The organism is Superficieibacter sp. (genome assembly GCF_032071645.1).
Lineage (GTDB): Bacteria > Pseudomonadota > Gammaproteobacteria > Enterobacterales > Enterobacteriaceae > Superficieibacter.
Genome location: NZ_DAMAPU010000004.1, coordinates 140,192 through 158,358, shown reverse-complemented (window position 1 = coordinate 158,358; position 18,167 = coordinate 140,192). Strand labels below are relative to the sequence as shown.

Sequence of the window (18,167 nt, the reverse complement as noted above, 5' to 3'; positions counted from 1 at the left end):
CCCTCTCCCGGCGGGGAGAAGGGCAACCGTATCATCAGAAGTGCGTATTCACACTCATATACCAGGTACGGCCTGACTCGTTATAGGTTTCAGCGCCAGCGCCATACATATAACCCGTCGTGCCGCCGGTGGTCTGGGCATTACCCGCACGCCAGTGACGTTTATCAAAGACGTTATCCACGCCGCCGGTCAGACTGACGTTTTTCGTCGCATCCCAGGTCGCGCTCAGGCCAACGATGCTGTACGGGCTAACTTCGTTGGTCTCGCTGCCGGTTGCGGCTTTCCCCTGATAGTTATATTTCTTCGGCTGCTGTTTGCCGTACCAGGTGAACGTGGACTGCACGGAGAGATCCTGCTGAACCTGCCAGCTCAGGGTTGAGTTGAGGGTGTACTCCGGGATAATCGACAGACGCTCGCCGGTTTCCTTGTTCTTGCTCTGCAACATGTACGTCATGTTGTTGGTCCAGTTAACGGTATCGCTAACCGGCACGTTGACCGTCCCTTCCAGACCTTCCACCACCGCTTTCGGGATATTTTCCCACTGGTAGATATCGGTTTTCACTTTCCCGGTACCGGTCTGACTCACCGGCGCGTAGCCCGCTTCAATCTTGTCGCGATAGTCGTTGCGGAACCAGGTCAGCCCGGCCAGCCAGCCGTCGCGTTTGAACTCCAGACCAATCTCTTTGTTGATACTGGTTTCGGCTTTCAGATCGTCGTTACCCATCATGTAGCAGCCAACGCCGGTGCCGCTGGCGTAGCAGCCCTGGCCTTTACTGTACAGAATGTAGTTCGGGTTGGTCTGATACAGGCTTGGCGCTTTATAGGCGCGGGCGATCCCCATTTTCAGGGTAAAATCGTCGCCCAGACCCTGGGACAGATTCAGCGACGGACTCCAGTTATCGCCGACGATGCTGTGATGATCGAAACGCAGGCCCGGCGTCAGCATGGTGCTGTCGGTCAGCTCCATATTGTTCTCGGTAAACAGCGAGAAAATTTCCGCTTTCGAGTACGGGCTGCGGTCGGTGCTGTCGAAGCCAGGAATATCGCCGCCCATAAAGGTCTGGGAGTTGGAAGCCATATCCTTCATGCGCTGCTGATTCCATTCGCTACCGAGCGTCAGATTCTGATTCACCAGCCAGTCGAAAGGCAGGCTGACTTCACTGTGCAGCAGGACATCGCTAAGATCGATATCCACGAACTTAACCGTTGAGTTAGGATCGAAAATCCCTTCCGTACCGCCCGCCAGGCCTTCCGGGGTGCGCGAGTTGCGGGTGCGTTCGTACTGTACCCAGTTATTGGTGGTCACGCCGTTATCCCAGCCGCCATTCCAGGTCATGGAATAAGTCTGACGATAGAGGCGGTTAGTCTCTTTGCCGTAGTTTTCTTTAACCAGATCGTTGGTATTGGTGTTCTGGGTATCGCCCGCGTAGAGGTTGTTCTGGCGGCTGTAGCCAGATTCAAATTCCAGCGACTGCATCGGTGCAAAGTCCCAGCGCAGCACCCCGTTAATGTCTTTGTTTTCCACACCTTCGCGCCCAGCCGCCAGCGTATCGGCGTAGATCCCGGTACGTTCTGACTGATGGCCCTGGTTAATATCCCACGCGTCGGCCTGGGTTTTATCCAGATTACCGTACAGGCGGAAGCTGACATCGCCGCCGAGCGGACCGGTCAGGTTAAAGTTGGTGCGTTTGGTCGAGCCTTCGTCTTTATGCTCCGGCGCATCCAGATAGGTATCCCACGAACCGTGCCATTCACCGCTGCTCTTTTTGGTGATGATATTCACTACACCGCCCGCAGCACCGTTACCGTAGCGTGCGGCGGCAGGGCCGCGCAGCACTTCGATACGCTCGATCATCTCCGGCGGCACCCAGCCGGTATCGCCCCGGGTATCGCGCTCGCCGCGCCAGCCCAGACGCACGGAGTTACGGCTGGTGACGGGCTTGCCGTCGATCAGGATCAGCGTGTTTTCCGGTCCCATGCCGCGAATATCAATTTGCCGGTTATTGCCGCGCTGACCGCTGGTGGAGTTGCCGGTCAGGTTCACACCGGGCATTGTGCGGATGATTTCAGAGACATCGCGAGCGGGAGGGTTTTTGCGGATCTCGTCGGCCGTGATCGTGGAAACGCCGGGAGCCTGAAGGTTTTGCTGTGCGGCGGTCACCACCATGGTTTCGCCATCGGGGGATGTTTCTGTTGCGTCTTGCGCATATAGCGGAAGCGCGACCCCATAAATTCCCAGATTGACCAGCAAGGTCAGGGAATGGATTTTTTTATTCATTTTGAGTCCTGCTTTTCTTTGCCGCATCCCCGTTGGATCCATCCCAAAGGTTGGAGTGCTGGCATTATCATGGCCTGGTTGCTGAGAAACGTTCCGTTCCTGCGAAACTCTCAGCCCATAGCATGTTTTTAAGATTTTGCGCTGCCACCGCGCGCCAATACGCTATTGCAAATGCAAATAGTTATCAATAATATTATCAACAAAATTTGATGTGGATTAAAAACACGTCAGTAAACATAGGGTTAATAACGTGGTGAATTCATCAACAGGAAGCGACGCCTGGTGGGAATCAAAAACCGGTCCGCAGGTGGTGCGGGAAGGGGAGAATTATCGGGCCACTTTCTACTGGCGCGATCCGGCGGGTACACAGAATTCATCGCCGCTGCGCCGGGTGTGGCTCTACATTACCGGCGTTACCGATCATCACCAGAACGCCACGCCGCAGACGCTGCAACGTCTTGCTGATACTGATATCTGGCAGGGAGACGTGCTGCTTCCGCCCGGCTGGCGCGGCAGCTACTGTTTTATTCCTTCCGCGCGGGAAGACGATTTTTCCGCCGCCGTATTCCTCAATGATGCGCCGGATCGCGCTGCCCTGCGCGAGGGCTGGCGCAGGCTACTGCCGCACGCGGTGGCCGATCCGCTGAATCCACAGAGCTGGAAAGGCGGGCGTGGTCACGCGGTGTCGGCGCTGGAGATGCCCGACGCGCCGTGCCAGCCTGGCTGGACGACGCCAGCAGACGTGGGCACGCCGCCGCAGCCGATCTCGTGGCGCAGCGCCCGGCTGGGAAATGTGCGCCGGGTGTGGATCTTCACCACGGGTGAAGAAAACAACCCGCAACGTCCGCTGGCCATTTTGCTCGACGGGCAGTTCTGGGCGGAAAGTATGCCGGTCTGGTCGCCGCTGACGGCGCTCACCCGACAGGGCCAGCTTCCCGCCGCCGTTTATGTGCTCATCGATGCCATTGATACCGCTCATCGCAGCGTTGAACTGCCGTGCAACGCCGATTTCTGGCTGGCGGTACAGGAGGAGCTGCTGCCGCAGGTATACGCGCGCGCTCCCTTTACCGACAATCCCGCCGCCACCCTGGTTGCCGGGCAGAGCTTCGGCGGCCTCTCTGCACTGTATGCGGCGCTGCACTGGCCGCAGCGTTTCGGCTGCGTGCTAAGCCAGTCGGGATCGTACTGGTGGCCGCATCGCGGCGGGCAGCAGCAGGGAGAGCTGATTGCGCAACTGGCACGCGGCGACGTCCGGCCGCAAGGCTTGCGCATTGTGCTGGAAGCGGGCGAGCGCGAGCCGATCATCCTGCGCGCGGGTCAGGCGATGCGCGAACAGCTACGTAAAAGCGGACAAACGGTTGAATGGCGGCAGGTGACAGGCGGGCACGATGTGCTGTGCTGGCGCGGCGGGCTGACCGCTGGCCTGATCCACCTCTGGCAGCCGCAAAAATAACAGGAGTCAGTCATGCAAATCAGTAACCCTTTCGACGATCAAAAGGGGCAATTTTATATTCTGCAAAATGCGCAGCAGCAGTTCAGCCTCTGGCCTGCGCAGTGTGCGCTGCCGGAAGGCTGGGAGATCGTCTGCCAGCCGCAATCGCCGGAAATCTGCAACGACTGGCTGGCGACCCGCTGGACCACGTTACTTCCCGCCCATTATGTCCGCTAAGGAAAAGATGATGACCACACGCCTGCCGCTGGTAGCCGCTCAGCCAGGGATCTGGATGGCGGAAAAACTCTCCACCCTGCCCAACGCCTGGAGCGTGGCACACTATGTCGAACTGCGCGGCGAGCTGGATGCCGATTTGCTGGCAGAAGCGATTGTTGCCGGGATGAAACAGGCCGACACCCTGCGGATGCGTTTTACCGAAGAAGAAGGCGAGGTCTGGCAGTGGGTGGATGAGCACGCTGACTTTGAGCTCCCCGAACGGATTGACTGCCGGGGCGAGGCCGATGCGCCCGGCGCGGCGCGGGCGTTAATGCAGCGCGATCTCGACCAGAATCTGCGCGTTGACGGCGGTCACCCGCTGGTGTGCCATAAGCTGATTCAGGTGGGCGACGATAGCTGGTACTGGTATCAGCGTTACCATCATTTGCTGGTGGATGGCTTCAGTTTCCCGGCAATTACCCGCCAGATCGCTATGATTTACCGGGCCTGGCAGCGCGGCGAGGCGACGCCTGCATCACCCTTCACGCCGTTTGCTGAAGTGGTTGAAGAGTATCAGCAATACCGCGAAAGCGCAGGCTGGACCCGCGATGCACAATTCTGGGCGCAGCAGCGCAAACAGCTTCCGCCCCCGGCATCGCTCTCATCCGCGCCGCTGCCGGGCAGAGCCGCAAGCAGCGATATTTTACGCCTGAAACTCAGCGCCAGCCGCAGCGCGTTTAGCCAGCTGGCGAGCGCCGCGCCAACGTGCCAGCGTACCGATCTGGCGCTGGCGCTGGTGGCGCTCTGGCTGGGGCGGCTGTGCGGGCGCACCGACTACGCCGCCGGGTTTATCTTTATGCGCCGGATGGGATCGGCGGCGCTTTCAGCGACCGGCCCGGTGCTGAACGTCCTGCCGCTGGCGGTGACCCTCGATCCTGGTGAGACTCTGGCGCAGCTGGCAACGCGTCTCGCCGCTCAGCTTAAAAAAATGCGCCGTCATCAGCGCTATGACGCAGAGCAGATTGTCCGCGACAGCGGGCGGGCGGCGGGCGATGAGCCGCTGTTTGGCCCGGTATTTAATATCAAAGTCTTTGAGTATCAGCTCGATCTCGACGGCATCACTGCCACCACGCATACCCTGGCGACCGGCCCGGTCAACGATCTCGAACTGGCGCTGTTCCCGGATGAACAGGGCGGGCTGACGCTGGAAGTGCTGGCGAATCAGCAGCGCTACGATGAAGCGACCCTGACGGCGCACGTGGCCCGTCTGAGTGCGCTGCTGGCGCAGTTTGCCGCGCAGCCGCAGTTGCGCTGCGGCGAGGCGGAGTTAATTTCCGCTGAAGAACGGCAGCAGATAGCGCAAATCAATAGCACCGCGCGGGAACTGCCGCCCGCCACGCTCAGTTCGCTGGTGGCATCGCAGGCGCAAAAAACGCCGGACGCCCTGGCGCTTGCGGATGCGCATTATCAGCTCAGCTACCGTGAAATGCGCCAGCAGGTGCTGGCGCTGGCGCAGTTGCTGCGTGAGAAGGGCGTTCGGCCCGGCGACAGCGTGGCAGTGGCGCTGCCGCGCTCGGTGTTTTTGACCCTGGCGCTGCACGCCATCGTGGAAGCGGGGGCCGCGTGGCTGCCGCTTGATACCGGCTACCCGGACGACCGTCTGCACATGATGCTGGAAGATGCCCGTCCGCCGTTACTGCTGACCTCCGCCGATCAGCTGGCGCGTTTTAACATGCTCCCCGGCCTGCAAACGCTCTGCTACAGCGCCATGCTGCCGCCGTCGGAGGATGCGCCGCTGGCATTATCCCGTCCGCAGCATACGGCTTATATTATTTTTACCTCCGGCTCCACCGGTCGCCCGAAAGGGGTGATGGTCGGCCAGCAGGCCATTGTGAACCGCCTGCTATGGATGCAGGATCATTACCCGCTGGATGCGTCTGATGTGGTGGCGCAGAAAACGCCGTGCAGTTTTGACGTCTCGGTGTGGGAGTTTTTCTGGCCGTTCATCGCCGGGGCGAGCCTGGTGATGGCGGAGCCGGACGCGCACCGCGATCCGCTCGCCATGCAGCGTTTCTTTGCCCATTACGGCGTGACCACCACTCATTTTGTTCCCTCCATGCTGGCGGCGTTCGTCGCCTCGCTCGACCCGGCATCGGCGCAGGCAAGTTGCCGGACGCTGAAGCGCGTTTTTTGCAGCGGCGAAGCCCTGCCTGCCGCGCTGTGCCGCGAATGGGAGCAGCTTACCGGAGTGGCGCTGCATAACCTGTATGGGCCGACGGAAGCGGCGGTGGACGTCAGCTGGTATCCGGCTTTTGGCGCGGAACTGGCGGCGGTGACGGGTAACAGCGTGCCGATTGGCTATCCGGTGTGGAATACCGGGCTGCGTATTCTGGATGCGACCATGCGCCCGCTGCCGCCCGGCGTGGCGGGCGATCTCTACCTGACCGGCGTACAGCTGGCGCAGGGCTATCTGGGTCGCCCGGATCTGACGGCCAGCCGTTTTATCGCCGATCCTTTCGCGCCGGGCGAACGGATGTACCGCACCGGCGACGTCGCGCGCTGGCTGGACAACGGCGCGGTGGAGTATTTAGGTCGCAGCGACGATCAGCTAAAAATTCGCGGTCAGCGTATTGAGCTGGGCGAGATTGACCGGGTGATGCTGTCGCTGCCGGACGTGGCGCAGGCCGTCACCCACGCCTGCGTCTTCAATAAAGCGGCGGCCGTCGGCGGTGACGCGCGTCAGTTGGTTGGCTATATCGTCACCGACAGCGGCCTGCCGCCGGATACCGATGCGTTGCTGGCGCTGCTGCGCGAACGTCTTCCGCCGCATATGGTGCCGGTGGTGCTGATCGCGCTTAGCGAACTGCCGCTGAGCGCCAACGGCAAGCTGGATCGTAAAGCGCTTCCCCTGCCGACGCTGACGGCGAAAAATAGCGGTCGTCCGCCACGGCCCGGCACGGAATCGACGGTGGCGCAGGCGTTCTCGCGGCTATTAGGCTGTGAGGTCAATGACGTGGAGGCGGACTTCTTCGCGCTTGGTGGGCATTCGCTGCTGGCGATGCGGCTGGCAGCACAGCTGAGCCGCGAGTTCTCACGCCAGGTGACGCCGGGGCAAATCATGGTCGCCTCCGGGGTAGGCAAACTGAGCGAACTGCTGGATTCGGCCACCGGCGACGATCGGGCCGCGCGGCTGGGCTATGAAACGCGGTTGCCGCTGCGTGAGGGCCACGGGCCGACGCTGTTCTGCTTCCATCCGGCATCCGGCTTCGCGTGGCAGTTCAGCGTGCTGGCGCGTTATCTCCCGTCGCGCTGGTCAATCACCGGCATTCAGTCGCCGCGTCCTGAAGGCCCGATGGCAACGGCGGCCACGCTTGACGAGGTCTGCGATCGCCACCTGGCGACGCTGCTGGCGCAGCAGCCGCACGGCCCGTACTACCTGTTTGGCTACTCGCTGGGCGGTACTCTGGCCCAGGGCATTGCCGCGCGTTTACGCCAGCGGGGAGAGGAGGTCGCTTTTCTCGGCCTGCTCGACACCTGGCCGCCGGAAACGCAAAACTGGGCGGAGAAAGAGGCCAACGGGCTGGACCCGGAAGTGCTGGCGGAAATCGACCGCGAGCGCGAAGCGTTTCTCGCTGCCCGGCAGGGAATGGCCTCCGACGATCTGTTCAGCGCGATTGAAGGCAACTACGCCGACGCGGTGAGGTTACTGACCACCGCGCACAGCGTACCGTTTGACGGCAAGGCCACGCTGTTCGTCGCCGACCGCACGCTGCCCGCCGGAATGGACCCGCATAACGCCTGGGCACCGTGGATCGCAGAACTGGAGGTTTATCATCAGGACTGCGCTCACGTAGAGATTATTTCCCCGCAGGCGTTCACCGCAATTGGCCCGGTGCTGAGGGAAATTCTGGGGTGAGGAAAGTTGCCGGGGCAACCCGGCAGCTTTTACCCGCATGCAGCCGACGGGCGCAGCGAATTAATACCTTCCCAGCGGCACCACCAGCGGCGTATGCGCTACCGGATCGTCGATAATCATGCACTTCATGCCGTAGATTTTTTCAATCAGCGCCGCCGTCACAATCTCCTTCGGCGCGCCTTCCGCGATAATTTTGCCGTCGCGCAGGGCGATAAGGTGAGTGGCGTAGCGGCAGGCCTGATTGAGATCGTGAAGGACCGCCGCCAGGGTGTAGCCTTTCTCGCGGTTCAGCTCGCTTAATAATTCCAGCAGCTCGATCTGATGGCTGATGTCCAGCCAGGTGGTTGGCTCGTCCAGCAGCATAATGGCAGTTTCCTGAGCCAGCACCATGGCGATCCACGCGCGCTGGCGCTGGCCGCCGGAGAGAGTGTCCACATTCTGCGCGGCGAGATCGGTGATGCGGGTGGCCTGCATCGCGCGGGTGACCGCCTGCTCATCTTCCTGCCGCCAGCGGGAAAACATCGGCTGATGCGGGTAGCGACCGCGCGCCACCAGTTCCTGCACGGTAATGTCGCCGGGTGTGGTGGCATTCTGCGCCAGCAGCCCGATACGCTTCGCCACCTCTTTACTGGCGTAGCGCTGGATCTGTTCACCGTCGAGATATACCTGGCCGTGAAGCGGCGTCATCAGGCGGCTTAAGGTGCGCAGCAGCGTTGATTTTCCGCAGCCATTAGGCCCGATAATAGCGGTGAAATGGCCGTCGGGGATGGCTACGCTGAGTGATTCCGCGATGGTTTTTTTACCGTATGCCAGCGTTAGCTGGTCGCCGTGCAAACGGGCTGGCGTGTCGGTCATTTTTTACGTGACTCCTGAATTAACAAAGCGATGAGGTAAATCCCGCCGAGGCTGACGGTAACCACGCCCACCGGAAGCTGATACGGCAAAAAGAACCGCTGGGCGCAGAGATCGGCGGCCAGCAGGAGCGTCGCACCGCACAGCGCAGACTGGGTTAAGCCCCAGCGCGCGGTGCCGCAAAGACGTCGCGCAATGTGCGGGGCAACCAGCGCGATAAAGGAAATCGGTCCGGCGAGGGCGGTGGACGCGGCGGTCAATAGCACCGCCACCAGCATGAGCAGCAGCCGCGAGCGTTCGACGCTGACGCCAAGCGCGCAGGCGGTGTCGTCGCCCATTTCCAGCAGCCGCAGCCGACGCACTAAGAGCGCGGCGCAGGCCAGCATAAGAAAAATCAGCGGCGCGGCGGGCCAGGTTTTTGCCCACGTCAGGCCGTTGAGCGAACCGGCGTACCACAGCCCGGCAGAAAGCGCGGTTTCCAGCGAGGCTTTTAATAACAGCCAGGTATTGAACGCCATCAACATCGCGCGGATGCCGATACCGATAATAATCAGGCGGAAAGTCTCGATGCCGTTGCGCCACGCCAGTCCCCACACCAGCAGCGACGTCAGAATGCCGCCTGCCATTGCCGCCAGCGTAATGGCGGTAAGATGCTGACCAAAAAAGACCATCGCCACCAGTACGCCGCTCCATGCGCCGGTGTTAAGGCCCATTACATCCGGGCTGCCGAGCGGGTTGCGCATCAGCGACTGGAAAATCGCGCCGCTGACGCCCAGCGCCGCGCCGGTCACCAGCGCCATCAGCACGCGCGGCAAGCGCCATTCGGTGACCACCAGCGTAACGTTACGCGGCGCGTTGCCGAACAGAGCGTCGAGCACCTGCGCGGGCGGGAGCGTCACCGCGCCGCTGCACAGACTCCACAGCGCCAGCAGCAGACTGCCCGCGATCAGAAAACCGCAGCTGAAGATCAGACGTCGGGAAAGCCGGGTCACTTCATTCCTCCCGCCGCACGGCGGCGTACCAGCCAGATCAGCACCGGTGCGCCAATAAACGCGCTGACCACTGAAACGCGCAGTTCCCCCGGCACCAGCACCCGGCCGAGGATATCGGCAAACAACAGCAGCGAAGGGGTTGCCAGCAAGGTGGCGGGCAGGGACCAGCGGTGATCGGCTCCCATTAGCCAGCGGGAAATATGCGGCATCATCAGGCCGATAAAAGCAATCGGTCCGACTACCGCCGTGGCGCTGCCGCACAGCACGGTGATAGTCAGTAAACCGATGAGCTGGGTGCGGGCGACTTTACTGCCCAGCGCGGTGGCGGTGTCGCTGCCGAGACTTAAGCTGTTCAGGCTGCGGCTTAGCGCCAGCGCGACGGCGGCGGCAATCGTCACCGGCAGCACCACCACTTTCAGGGTTTGCAGGGTGCGAATATCAAGGGTGCCAGCCTGCCAGAAGCGGAGCTGGTCGTAGACGTCAGGATTGAGCAGCGCAATGCCGCTTGATAAGCCTTCGAGCACCGCTGCCAGCGCCACCCCTGCCAGCGTCAGGCGGACAGGGCTGAGCTGCCCTCCGCCCTGGCTGCCGGTAAAGGCGACCAGCAACGTTGCCGCCAGCGCGCCACCAAAGGCCAGCAGGAGCTGCTGTTGCGGCGAAGAGATACCGAGCAGCGCGGCGCCCAGCACGATGGCAAAGCTGGCACCGGCATTGACGCCGAGAATGCCTGGATCGGCGAGCGGGTTGCGGGTCAGCGTTTGCATCAGCGCTCCCGCCAGCCCCAGCGCACCACCTGCCAGCAGACCGGCCAGCGTGCGCGGCAGGCGGGCATCGAGCACGATGGTACAGTCGGCGCTGCGGCAGGTGCCGCTGAATGCGTCAACGACTACAGAGACAGGCAGCGGTTTCGCGCCGGTCAGCAGGCTGAGCGCGGCGGCTACCAGCAACAGCAGCAGTAATCCCGGCAGCGCAATGGCCCGGATCGGGGAAGGGGAGTGCGACATAACAGCTTCCAGTGCATGATAATGATAGTAATTATCGTTATCGATCTTATCGGGTTATGGTAGCATGTGCCGCCACGGAATTGGTATACACAAAATTATCCGCAATGCATTCCCACTGCGAATGTGTTGCCATAAGGCATTCTCATGAACCGACAATCCTGGCTGCTCAATCTCAGCTTGCTGAAGACCCATCCCGCGTTTCGCGCCGTTTTTCTTGCCCGCTTTATTTCCATTCTGTCGCTCGGTTTGCTGGGAGTGGCTGTTCCCGTTCAGATCCAGATCATGACCCATTCCACCTGGCAGGTGGGGCTTTCCGTCACCCTGACCGGTAGCGCGATGTTTATCGGCCTGATGCTCGGCGGCGTGCTGGCGGATCGCTACGAGCGTAAGAGGCTGATCCTGCTGGCGCGTGGCACCTGTGGCATCGGTTTTATCGGCCTGTGCCTGAATGCGCTGCTCCCGGAGCCGTCGCTGATAGTGATCTATTTACTGGGTTTATGGGATGGTTTCTTCGCCTCGCTTGGGGTGACGGCGCTGCTGGCGGCGACGCCCGCGCTGGTCGGGCGCGAAAATCTGATGCAGGCGGGGGCGATTACCATGCTCACCGTGCGGCTGGGATCGGTGATTTCGCCGATGCTCGGCGGTCTGCTGCTGGCAACCGGCGGTGTGGCATGGAACTACGGCCTGGCGGCGGCGGGTACGTTTATTACGCTGCTGCCGCTGTTAAGCCTTCCCCGACTGCCGCCTCCGCCGCAGCCGCGCGAGCATCCGCTGAAATCGCTGGTGGCCGGTTTTCAGTTCCTGCTGCGCAGTCCGCTGATTGGCGGTATTGCGCTGCTCGGCGCGCTGTTAACGATGGCCAGCGCCGTGCGGGTGCTTTACCCGGCGCTGGCGCTGAACTGGCAGATGTCGGCGGCGCAAATTGGTTTATTATATGCCGCCATTCCACTTGGCGCGGCGCTGGGCGCGTTGACCAGCGGCAGGCTGGCGCACAGCGAGCGTCCGGGGCTAATTATGTTGGCAACCACGCTGGGATCGTTTCTGGCGATGGGGCTGTTTGCCCTGATGCCGATGTGGGAGTTGGGCGCGCTGTGCCTGGCGCTGTTTGGCTGGCTGAGCGCGATTAGCTCGCTGCTGCAATACACCCTGATCCAGACCCAGACCCCGGAAGCGATGCTGGGCCGCATTAACGGCCTGTGGACGGCGCAGAACGTCACTGGCGATGCCATCGGCGCGGCGCTGCTGGGCGGGCTGGGTGCGGTGATGACCCCGGTTGCTTCCGCCAGCGTGAGCGGGTGGGGGCTGGTTATCGTCGGGTTCGCGCTGCTGTTACTGCTGCGCGAACTGCGTCATTTTCGCCAGTCGCCTCCCTCCGTGGAAGCGACGCAGGGTTAATTAAACTGCGCGGACAGACGCTGTAACACCCGCATGGCGCTGTAATAGTCGAGGCGGAAGGTTTCGGTGCCCAGCGCCCAGACCCGCTTGTTTTGTACCGCAGGCAGGTGCGCCAGTAGCGGGTTGGCGTACACCGCATCGACATCTTTCTGGTCGCCCGCGAAGAGGAACAGCGACTGACCGTTCAGCCCCGCCGCCAGATTTTCGCCGCCGAGCTGAATAATGTCGTGACGTTTGCCCTGGCTCTGGCTGGTTTGCAGCCCGGCAGGCAGCGTTGCCAGCGTGAAGCCGAGCTGCTGAAGCAGCTTGCCCTGCGCCGATCCGGCGGTCCACAGGTTGGCGCTACGGGCGGCGGCAGTATAAACCAGTGCGCTAACCGGCTGCGGCGGCAGTTTCATCTGCTGCTTCACGCGGGCAAGCTGCTGGTCAAATTCGGCAATACGGGCGGCAGCCTGCTTTTCCTGACCGGTCATGGCGCCGAGCAGGGTCAGCAGTTGCTGCCAGCTTTTATCGTCGTAGTTGATGATAAGCGTGGGGGCGATGGCAGAGAACTGATCGTACAGCGCCAGCGCGGAATCGCCGCCGGTGGCGCTGACAAGGATCAGGTCCGGCATTTGCGCCGCTACCGCTTCAGCGCTCGGTTCGCCGATATACAGCCGGGCGACCTGACGTTTTTTGGCGACATCGCTCCACTGGCGTAAAAAGCCCTGATTATCGGAAAAGCGGTTGTTGGGGGCGGTCGCGCCGCTGGCGATCACCGGCGCGTCGATAGCCAGCAGGGAGCCGGTGAGCGTAACGCTGGTCGAGACAATACGCAGCGGCTTGCTTTCCAGAGTCTGTGTGCCATGGCTGTCGGTGATTTGCCGCGGCCAGTCCGCCGCCAGCGCTGAGGTTACTCCTAAAAGAAAAATACCCAGTATGAGCAGTGATTTACGCCAGAAAGAGGTTGAGTTCACGAACCAGAGTCCTGTTTTGTAGAGGTGAATGCTTCTCATTTTCAGCGTTGATTCACGCGGATGCAAGCGTTAGCCGCACAAGATGCTATTCCTGGCGGTTGACACAGCGCACATTTACTTTTAGGTTAGCGAGCCAAAATATAATGATAATTATTATCTTTACCGTTTTTGGAGAAGAATATGGAAACGTCATTGGCTGAGGATCGTCAGCAGGCAAACGCGACGCTGAATGCAGACCGTTTTCTTTTTATGTCGCCGTTTCGCAGCTTCACAACCACCGGCTGCTTTACGCGCGTCACTCAACCCGCCGAAGGTGGCGATGACGCGCACGGCGCGTTCCAGCAGACGCTGAATCAGGCGTTTGCTAATGCCAGGGCTGCCGGTATCGATAAGCCGGTGCTGGTGGGGGCGATCCCGTTCGACACCACCCAGCCCAGCGAACTGTTTATTCCCGAAAGCTGGCAGGACTTCTCGCGCAAGGAAAAGCAGCAGTCGGCGCGTTATTTCCTCAGGCAGACGCCGCTGAACGTCACCGCCCGCCGGGAGATCCCGCAGCAGGAGGCGTTTATGGCGATGGTGGCCCGCGCCGCCGCGCTGACCGCCACCCCGGATGTCGATAAGGTGGTGTTATCCCGCCTGATTGAAATTGATACCGACGCGCCGGTGAACAGCGGTGAAATGCTGGAGCGCCTGATTGCGCAGAATCCGGCCAGTTATAACTTCCACCTGCCGCTTGGCGACGGCGGTGTGTTACTGGGTGCCAGCCCGGAACTGCTGCTGCGCAAAGAAGGCGCACAGTTCAGCTCGCTGCCGCTGGCAGGCTCCGCGCGTCGTCAGCCGGATGACGTTCTGGATCGCGAGGCGGGCAACAAACTGCTGGCGTCGGAAAAAGATCGCCACGAGCACGATCTCGTCACCCAGGCGATGAAAACGGTGCTGGCACCGCGCAGCCGCAATTTAAGCCTGCCGGATTCGCCGCAGCTGATCACCACGCCGACGCTCTGGCATCTCGGTACGCCGGTCACCGGCGAGTGCGGGACGCAGGAAAACGCGCTGTCGCTGGCCTGTCTGCTGCATCCGACCCCTGCGCTGAGCGGCTTCCCACATCAGGTCGCCAAAAAACTGATCGCCGAACTGGAGCCGTTTAACCGCGAGCTGTTCGGCGGCATCGTCGGCTGGTGTGACGATCAGGGTAACGGCGAGTGGGTAGTGACAATCCGCTGCGCGCGGCTGCATCAGAACAGCGTGCGCCTGTTCGCCGGGGCCGGAATTGTGCCTGCGTCATCCCCGGTCGCGGAATGGCGTGAGACGGGCGCGAAGCTCTCCACCATGCTGAATGTTTTTGGCTTACAGTGAGAATTGACGATGAGTATTCCCTTTACCCGCTGGCCTGAAGAGTTTGCCCGTCTTTACCGTGAGAAGGGCTACTGGCAGGATCTGCCGCTGACCGATATCCTCACCCGTCATGCCGATAGTGAGCATACGGCGGTGATTGAAGGCGAGCGGCAACTAAGCTACCGCCAACTGAATCAGGCGGCGGATAACCTCGCCCGCGCCCTGCAACGTCAGGGGATCAAACCGGGTGAAACGGCGCTGGTGCAGTTGGGTAACGTGGCGGAACTGTATATCACCTTTTTTGCGCTGCTGAAGATTGGGGCTGCGCCGGTCATGGCGCTGTTTAACCATCAGCGTTCTGAACTGAATGCCTACGCGACGCAAATCGAACCGGCGCTGCTGATTGCCGACCGCGAACACGCCCTGTTTACCCACGACGATTTTCTTAATCAGTTTGTGACGGATCATAATTCGGTCCGGGTGGTGCTGCTGCGCAACGATAGCGGCGAGCACGATCTCAGCGCGGCCATCGCCACGCCTGCCGGGGACTTTACCGCCACGCCGTCGCCCGCCGATGAAATCGCTTATTTCCAGCTCTCCGGCGGCACGACCGGCACGCCGAAGCTGATCCCGCGTACCCACAATGATTACTACTACAGCGTGCGGCGCAGTAATGAAATCTGTCATTTCGATCGGCAGACGCGCTTTCTGTGCGCGCTGCCTGCTGCCCATAACTACGCCATCAGTTCCCCCGGCGCGCTTGGCGTTTTTCTTGCCGGCGGAACGGTGGTGCTGGCGGCCGATCCCAGCCCCGGGCTGTGCTTTGCGCTGATCGAACAGCATCAGATCACGGCGGCGGCGCTGGTGCCGCCTGCCGTCAGTCTGTGGCTCCAGGCGATTCAGGAGGAGGGCAGCAATGCTCAACTGGCCTCTCTTACGCTGCTTCAGGTAGGCGGCGCGCGGCTGTCGGCAACGCTTGCGGCGCGGGTTGGTGAGGAAATTGGCTGCCAGTTGCAGCAGGTCTTCGGCATGGCGGAAGGGCTGGTGAACTATACCCGGCTGGACGATCCGCTGGATCGCATCATCAATACGCAGGGCCGCCCGATGTGCCCGGACGATGAAGTCTGGGTTGCTGACGCTGACGGCAATCCGCTGCCGCGCGGCGAAGTAGGCCGTCTGATGACCCGTGGCCCGTATACCTTCCGTGGCTATTTCAAAAGCCCGGAACATAACGCCAGTGCGTTTGATGAGAACGGTTTTTACTGCTCCGGGGATCTGATTTCCATCGACGAGCAGGGCTACATCACCGTGCAGGGTCGCGAGAAAGATCAGATTAATCGCGGCGGTGAGAAGATCGCCGCTGAAGAAATTGAAAATCTGCTGCTGCGCCATGAGTCGGTGATCCACGCCGCGCTGGTCAGCATGGAAGACGATTTGATGGGCGAGAAAAGCTGCGCCTGGCTGGTGGTCAACGCGCCGCTGCGTGCGGTGCAGGTGCGCCGTTTCCTGCGCGAGCAGGGCGTAGCCGAATATAAATTGCCGGATCGCGTGGAGTGTGTGGAGGCCTTGCCGCTCACGCCGGTCGGTAAAGTCGATAAAAAACAGTTGCGTCAGTGGCTGGCGTCCCGTTCGCCGGTCTGAAGGAGATAACGAGTCATGGCAATTCCAAAACTACAGGGCTATGCGCTGCCCACCGCAGGCGATGTGCCGGAAAATAAAGTGAGCTGGGCCATCGACCCCTCGCGCGCTGCGCTGCTGATCCACGATATGCAGGACTATTTTGTCAGCTTCTGGGGCGACAACTGTCCGATGATGGAGCAGGTGATTGCCAATATCGCCGCGCTGCGCCAGTTCTGTAAGCAGCATCACATTCCGGTGTATTACACCGCCCAGCCCAAAGAGCAGAGCGACGAAGATCGCGCCCTGTTGAATGATATGTGGGGGCCGGGGCTGACCCGCTCGCCGGAACAGCAAAAAGTGGTGGCGGAGCTGACGCCGGACGAGGCCGATACCGTGCTGGTGAAGTGGCGCTACAGCGCGTTTCACCGCTCGCCGCTGGAACAGTTACTGAAAGATACCGGGCGGAATCAGCTGATTATTACCGGCGTGTATGCGCACATCGGCTGCATGACTACCGCCACCGACGCGTTTATGCGCGATATTCAGCCGTTTATGGTCGCCGACGCGCTGGCCGATTTCAGCCGTGAAGAACATCTGATGGCGCTGAACTATGTGGCGGGGCGTTCCGGTCGTGTGCTGATGACCGACGAGATCCTTCCCGCGCCGGTTCCGCAAAGCAAAGAGGCGCTGCGCGCGGCGATCCTGCCGTTGCTGGATGAGTCCGACGTGCCTGAGGATGACGAAAATCTCATCGATTACGGGCTGGATTCGGTGCGGATGATGGCGCTGGCGGCGCGCTGGCGTAAAGTCCACGGCGATATTGATTTCGTGATGCTGGCAAAAAATCCGACGCTCGACGCCTGGTGGACGCTGCTTTCCCGCGAGGTGAAATAATGTCCGGCTTCGACTTTCGCGGTAAAACGGTATGGGTGACGGGGGCGGGCAAAGGTATCGGCTTCGCCACCGCACAGGCATTTGCCGACGCGGGCGCGCAGGTCACCGGTTTCGATCTGGCCTTTGAGCGCGAAGAATATCCCTTTGCCACCGAGACGCTGGACGTGTCGGATGCGGCGCAGGTGGCGCAGGTTTGCCAGCGCCTGCTTGCCGGGATCGCCCGGCTCGACGTGCTGGTCAACGCCGCCGGTATTCTGCGCATGGGGGCCACGGACGCCCTGAGTGTCGAAGAGTGGCAGCAAACCTTTGCCGTTAACGTGGGCGGGGCGTTTAATTTCTTCCAGCAGACCATGCCGCAGTTTCGTCGTCAGCAGGGCGGGGCGATTGTCACCGTGGCCTCCGACGCCGCGCATACGCCGCGTATCGGCATGAGCGCTTACGGCGCGTCAAAGGCCGCGCTGAAAAGTCTGGCGCTGACGGTTGGGCTTGAGCTGGCGGGCAGCGGCGTGCGCTGTAATCTGGTTTCACCCGGCTCCACCGACACCGATATGCAGCGCACCCTGTGGCGCAGCGATGACGCGGAACAACTGCGCATTCGCGGCTTTGCAGAGCAGTTTAAGCTGGGCATCCCGCTGGGTAAAATCGCCCGTCCGCAGGAAATTGCCAGCACCATCCTGTTTCTCGCCTCCGACCACGCCAGCCATATCACCTTGCAGGATCTGGTGGTGGACGGCGGCTCGACGCTGGGAGCGTAATGATGATCTGGAAACGCCATTTAACCCTCGACGAACTGAACGCCACCAGCCTGAATACGCTGGTGGCGCACCTCGGTATCGTCTACACCCGCCTCGGCGACGATACGCTGGAAGCTGAGATGCCGGTAGACGCGCACACCCATCAGCCGTTCGGTTTACTGCACGGCGGGGCGTCGGCGGCGCTGGCTGAAACGCTGGGGTCGATGGCGGGCTACCTGATGACCCGCGAAGGGCAGTGCGTGGTCGGCATGGAACTCAACGCGTCGCACCACCGGGCGGTGTCGCAGGGGAAAGTGCGCGGCGTCTGCCAGCCGCTGCACCTCGGACGGCAAAATCAGAGCTGGGAAATTGGGGTATTCGACGAGCAGGGAAGACGCTGCTGCACCTGCCGGTTAAGTACGGCGGTGCTGGGTTAAACATTCCCTTCTCAATGCCTGTCACGCTGCGCTGTCGAATGGCGCGGCCTTTTTACCGCCTAAAGTGATCCCGTTAACATTGTCATGTAAATAAACGGTCTTAACT

14 protein-coding genes are annotated in these 18,167 nt (G+C 61.3%); 9 read left to right on the top strand and 5 right to left on the bottom strand.

Annotated elements, in window-relative coordinates:
• Nucleotides 1-34: 34 nt before the first annotated feature.
• On the bottom strand, nt 35-2,278 hold the full coding sequence (locus RT197_RS09845) for a TonB-dependent siderophore receptor (protein ID WP_312949816.1): 2,244 nt from the start codon (nt 2,276-2,278) through the stop codon (nt 35-37).
• A gap of 250 nt (nt 2,279-2,528) precedes the next feature.
• Here RT197_RS09845 and fes point away from each other — a divergent pair, with 250 nt between their 5' ends.
• Genes fes through entF form a run of 3 tightly spaced genes read left to right on the top strand, consistent with a single transcriptional unit; the run spans nt 2,529 to nt 7,842 of the window.
• On the top strand, nt 2,529-3,731 hold the full coding sequence (gene fes / locus RT197_RS09840; protein WP_312949813.1) for an enterochelin esterase: 1,203 nt from the start codon (nt 2,529-2,531) through the stop codon (nt 3,729-3,731).
• Nucleotides 3,732-3,743: 12 nt separating this feature from the next.
• Nucleotides 3,744-3,947 (top strand): MbtH family NRPS accessory protein, encoded by a 204-nt coding sequence (locus tag RT197_RS09835; RefSeq protein WP_312949810.1) that lies wholly within the window; start codon nt 3,744-3,746, stop codon nt 3,945-3,947.
• A 10-nt stretch (nt 3,948-3,957) separates the two neighbouring features.
• Nucleotides 3,958-7,842: an enterobactin non-ribosomal peptide synthetase EntF gene (gene entF, locus RT197_RS09830; RefSeq protein ID WP_312950450.1), complete on the top strand. Its 3,885-nt coding sequence runs from the start codon at nt 3,958-3,960 to the stop codon at nt 7,840-7,842.
• Nucleotides 7,843-7,902: 60 nt separating this feature from the next.
• Here entF and fepC read toward each other — a convergent pair whose 3' ends face one another.
• Genes fepC through fepD form a run of 3 tightly spaced genes read right to left on the bottom strand, consistent with a single transcriptional unit; the run spans nt 7,903 to nt 10,690 of the window.
• Entirely contained in the window at nt 7,903-8,697 is a 795-nt protein-coding gene (gene fepC, locus RT197_RS09825) for an iron-enterobactin ABC transporter ATP-binding protein (RefSeq protein ID WP_312949807.1), read from the bottom strand.
• Nucleotides 8,694-9,686, bottom strand: a complete 993-nt coding sequence (gene fepG, locus RT197_RS09820) for an iron-enterobactin ABC transporter permease (protein ID WP_312949805.1) — start codon at nt 9,684-9,686, stop codon at nt 8,694-8,696. The genes fepC and fepG overlap by 4 nt, the downstream gene beginning before the upstream one ends.
• A complete protein-coding gene (gene fepD, locus RT197_RS09815) occupies nt 9,683-10,690 on the bottom strand; it encodes a Fe(3+)-siderophore ABC transporter permease (protein WP_312949803.1) in 1,008 nt (335 codons plus the stop codon). The genes fepG and fepD overlap by 4 nt, the downstream gene beginning before the upstream one ends.
• A 144-nt stretch (nt 10,691-10,834) precedes the next feature.
• Between fepD and entS the strand changes: the two genes are divergently transcribed.
• Nucleotides 10,835-12,085: an enterobactin transporter EntS gene (entS, locus tag RT197_RS09810; protein ID WP_312949801.1), complete on the top strand. Its 1,251-nt coding sequence runs from the start codon at nt 10,835-10,837 to the stop codon at nt 12,083-12,085.
• Here the strand turns inward: entS and fepB are convergent.
• On the bottom strand, nt 12,082-13,080 hold the full coding sequence (gene fepB, locus RT197_RS09805; RefSeq protein WP_409529685.1) for a Fe2+-enterobactin ABC transporter substrate-binding protein: 999 nt from the start codon (nt 13,078-13,080) through the stop codon (nt 12,082-12,084). The genes entS and fepB overlap by 4 nt on opposite strands.
• A gap of 141 nt (nt 13,081-13,221) precedes the next feature.
• Here fepB and entC point away from each other — a divergent pair, with 141 nt between their 5' ends.
• The 5 genes from entC to entH are packed head-to-tail and all read left to right on the top strand — an operon-like array spanning nt 13,222 to nt 18,061.
• The gene (gene entC, locus RT197_RS09800) at nt 13,222-14,397 is read left to right on the top strand and encodes an isochorismate synthase EntC (RefSeq protein WP_312949799.1); all 1,176 of its coding nucleotides are present in this window, start codon (nt 13,222-13,224) and stop codon (nt 14,395-14,397) included.
• Between the two features lie 9 nt (nt 14,398-14,406).
• On the top strand, nt 14,407-16,017 hold the full coding sequence (gene entE, locus RT197_RS09795) for a (2,3-dihydroxybenzoyl)adenylate synthase EntE (protein WP_312949798.1): 1,611 nt from the start codon (nt 14,407-14,409) through the stop codon (nt 16,015-16,017).
• A 15-nt stretch (nt 16,018-16,032) separates the two neighbouring features.
• Entirely contained in the window at nt 16,033-16,890 is an 858-nt protein-coding gene (locus RT197_RS09790; RefSeq protein ID WP_312949795.1) for an isochorismatase, read from the top strand.
• Complete coding sequence (gene entA / locus RT197_RS09785) at nt 16,890-17,645, top strand: 2,3-dihydro-2,3-dihydroxybenzoate dehydrogenase EntA (protein WP_312949793.1); 756 nt, start codon at nt 16,890-16,892, stop codon at nt 17,643-17,645. Before RT197_RS09790 ends, entA begins: the two co-directional genes overlap by 1 nt.
• 2 nt (nt 17,646-17,647) lie before the next feature.
• A complete protein-coding gene (gene entH, locus RT197_RS09780; protein WP_312950448.1) occupies nt 17,648-18,061 on the top strand; it encodes a proofreading thioesterase EntH in 414 nt (137 codons plus the stop codon).
• The last annotated feature ends 106 nt before the right edge of the window (nt 18,062-18,167 follow it).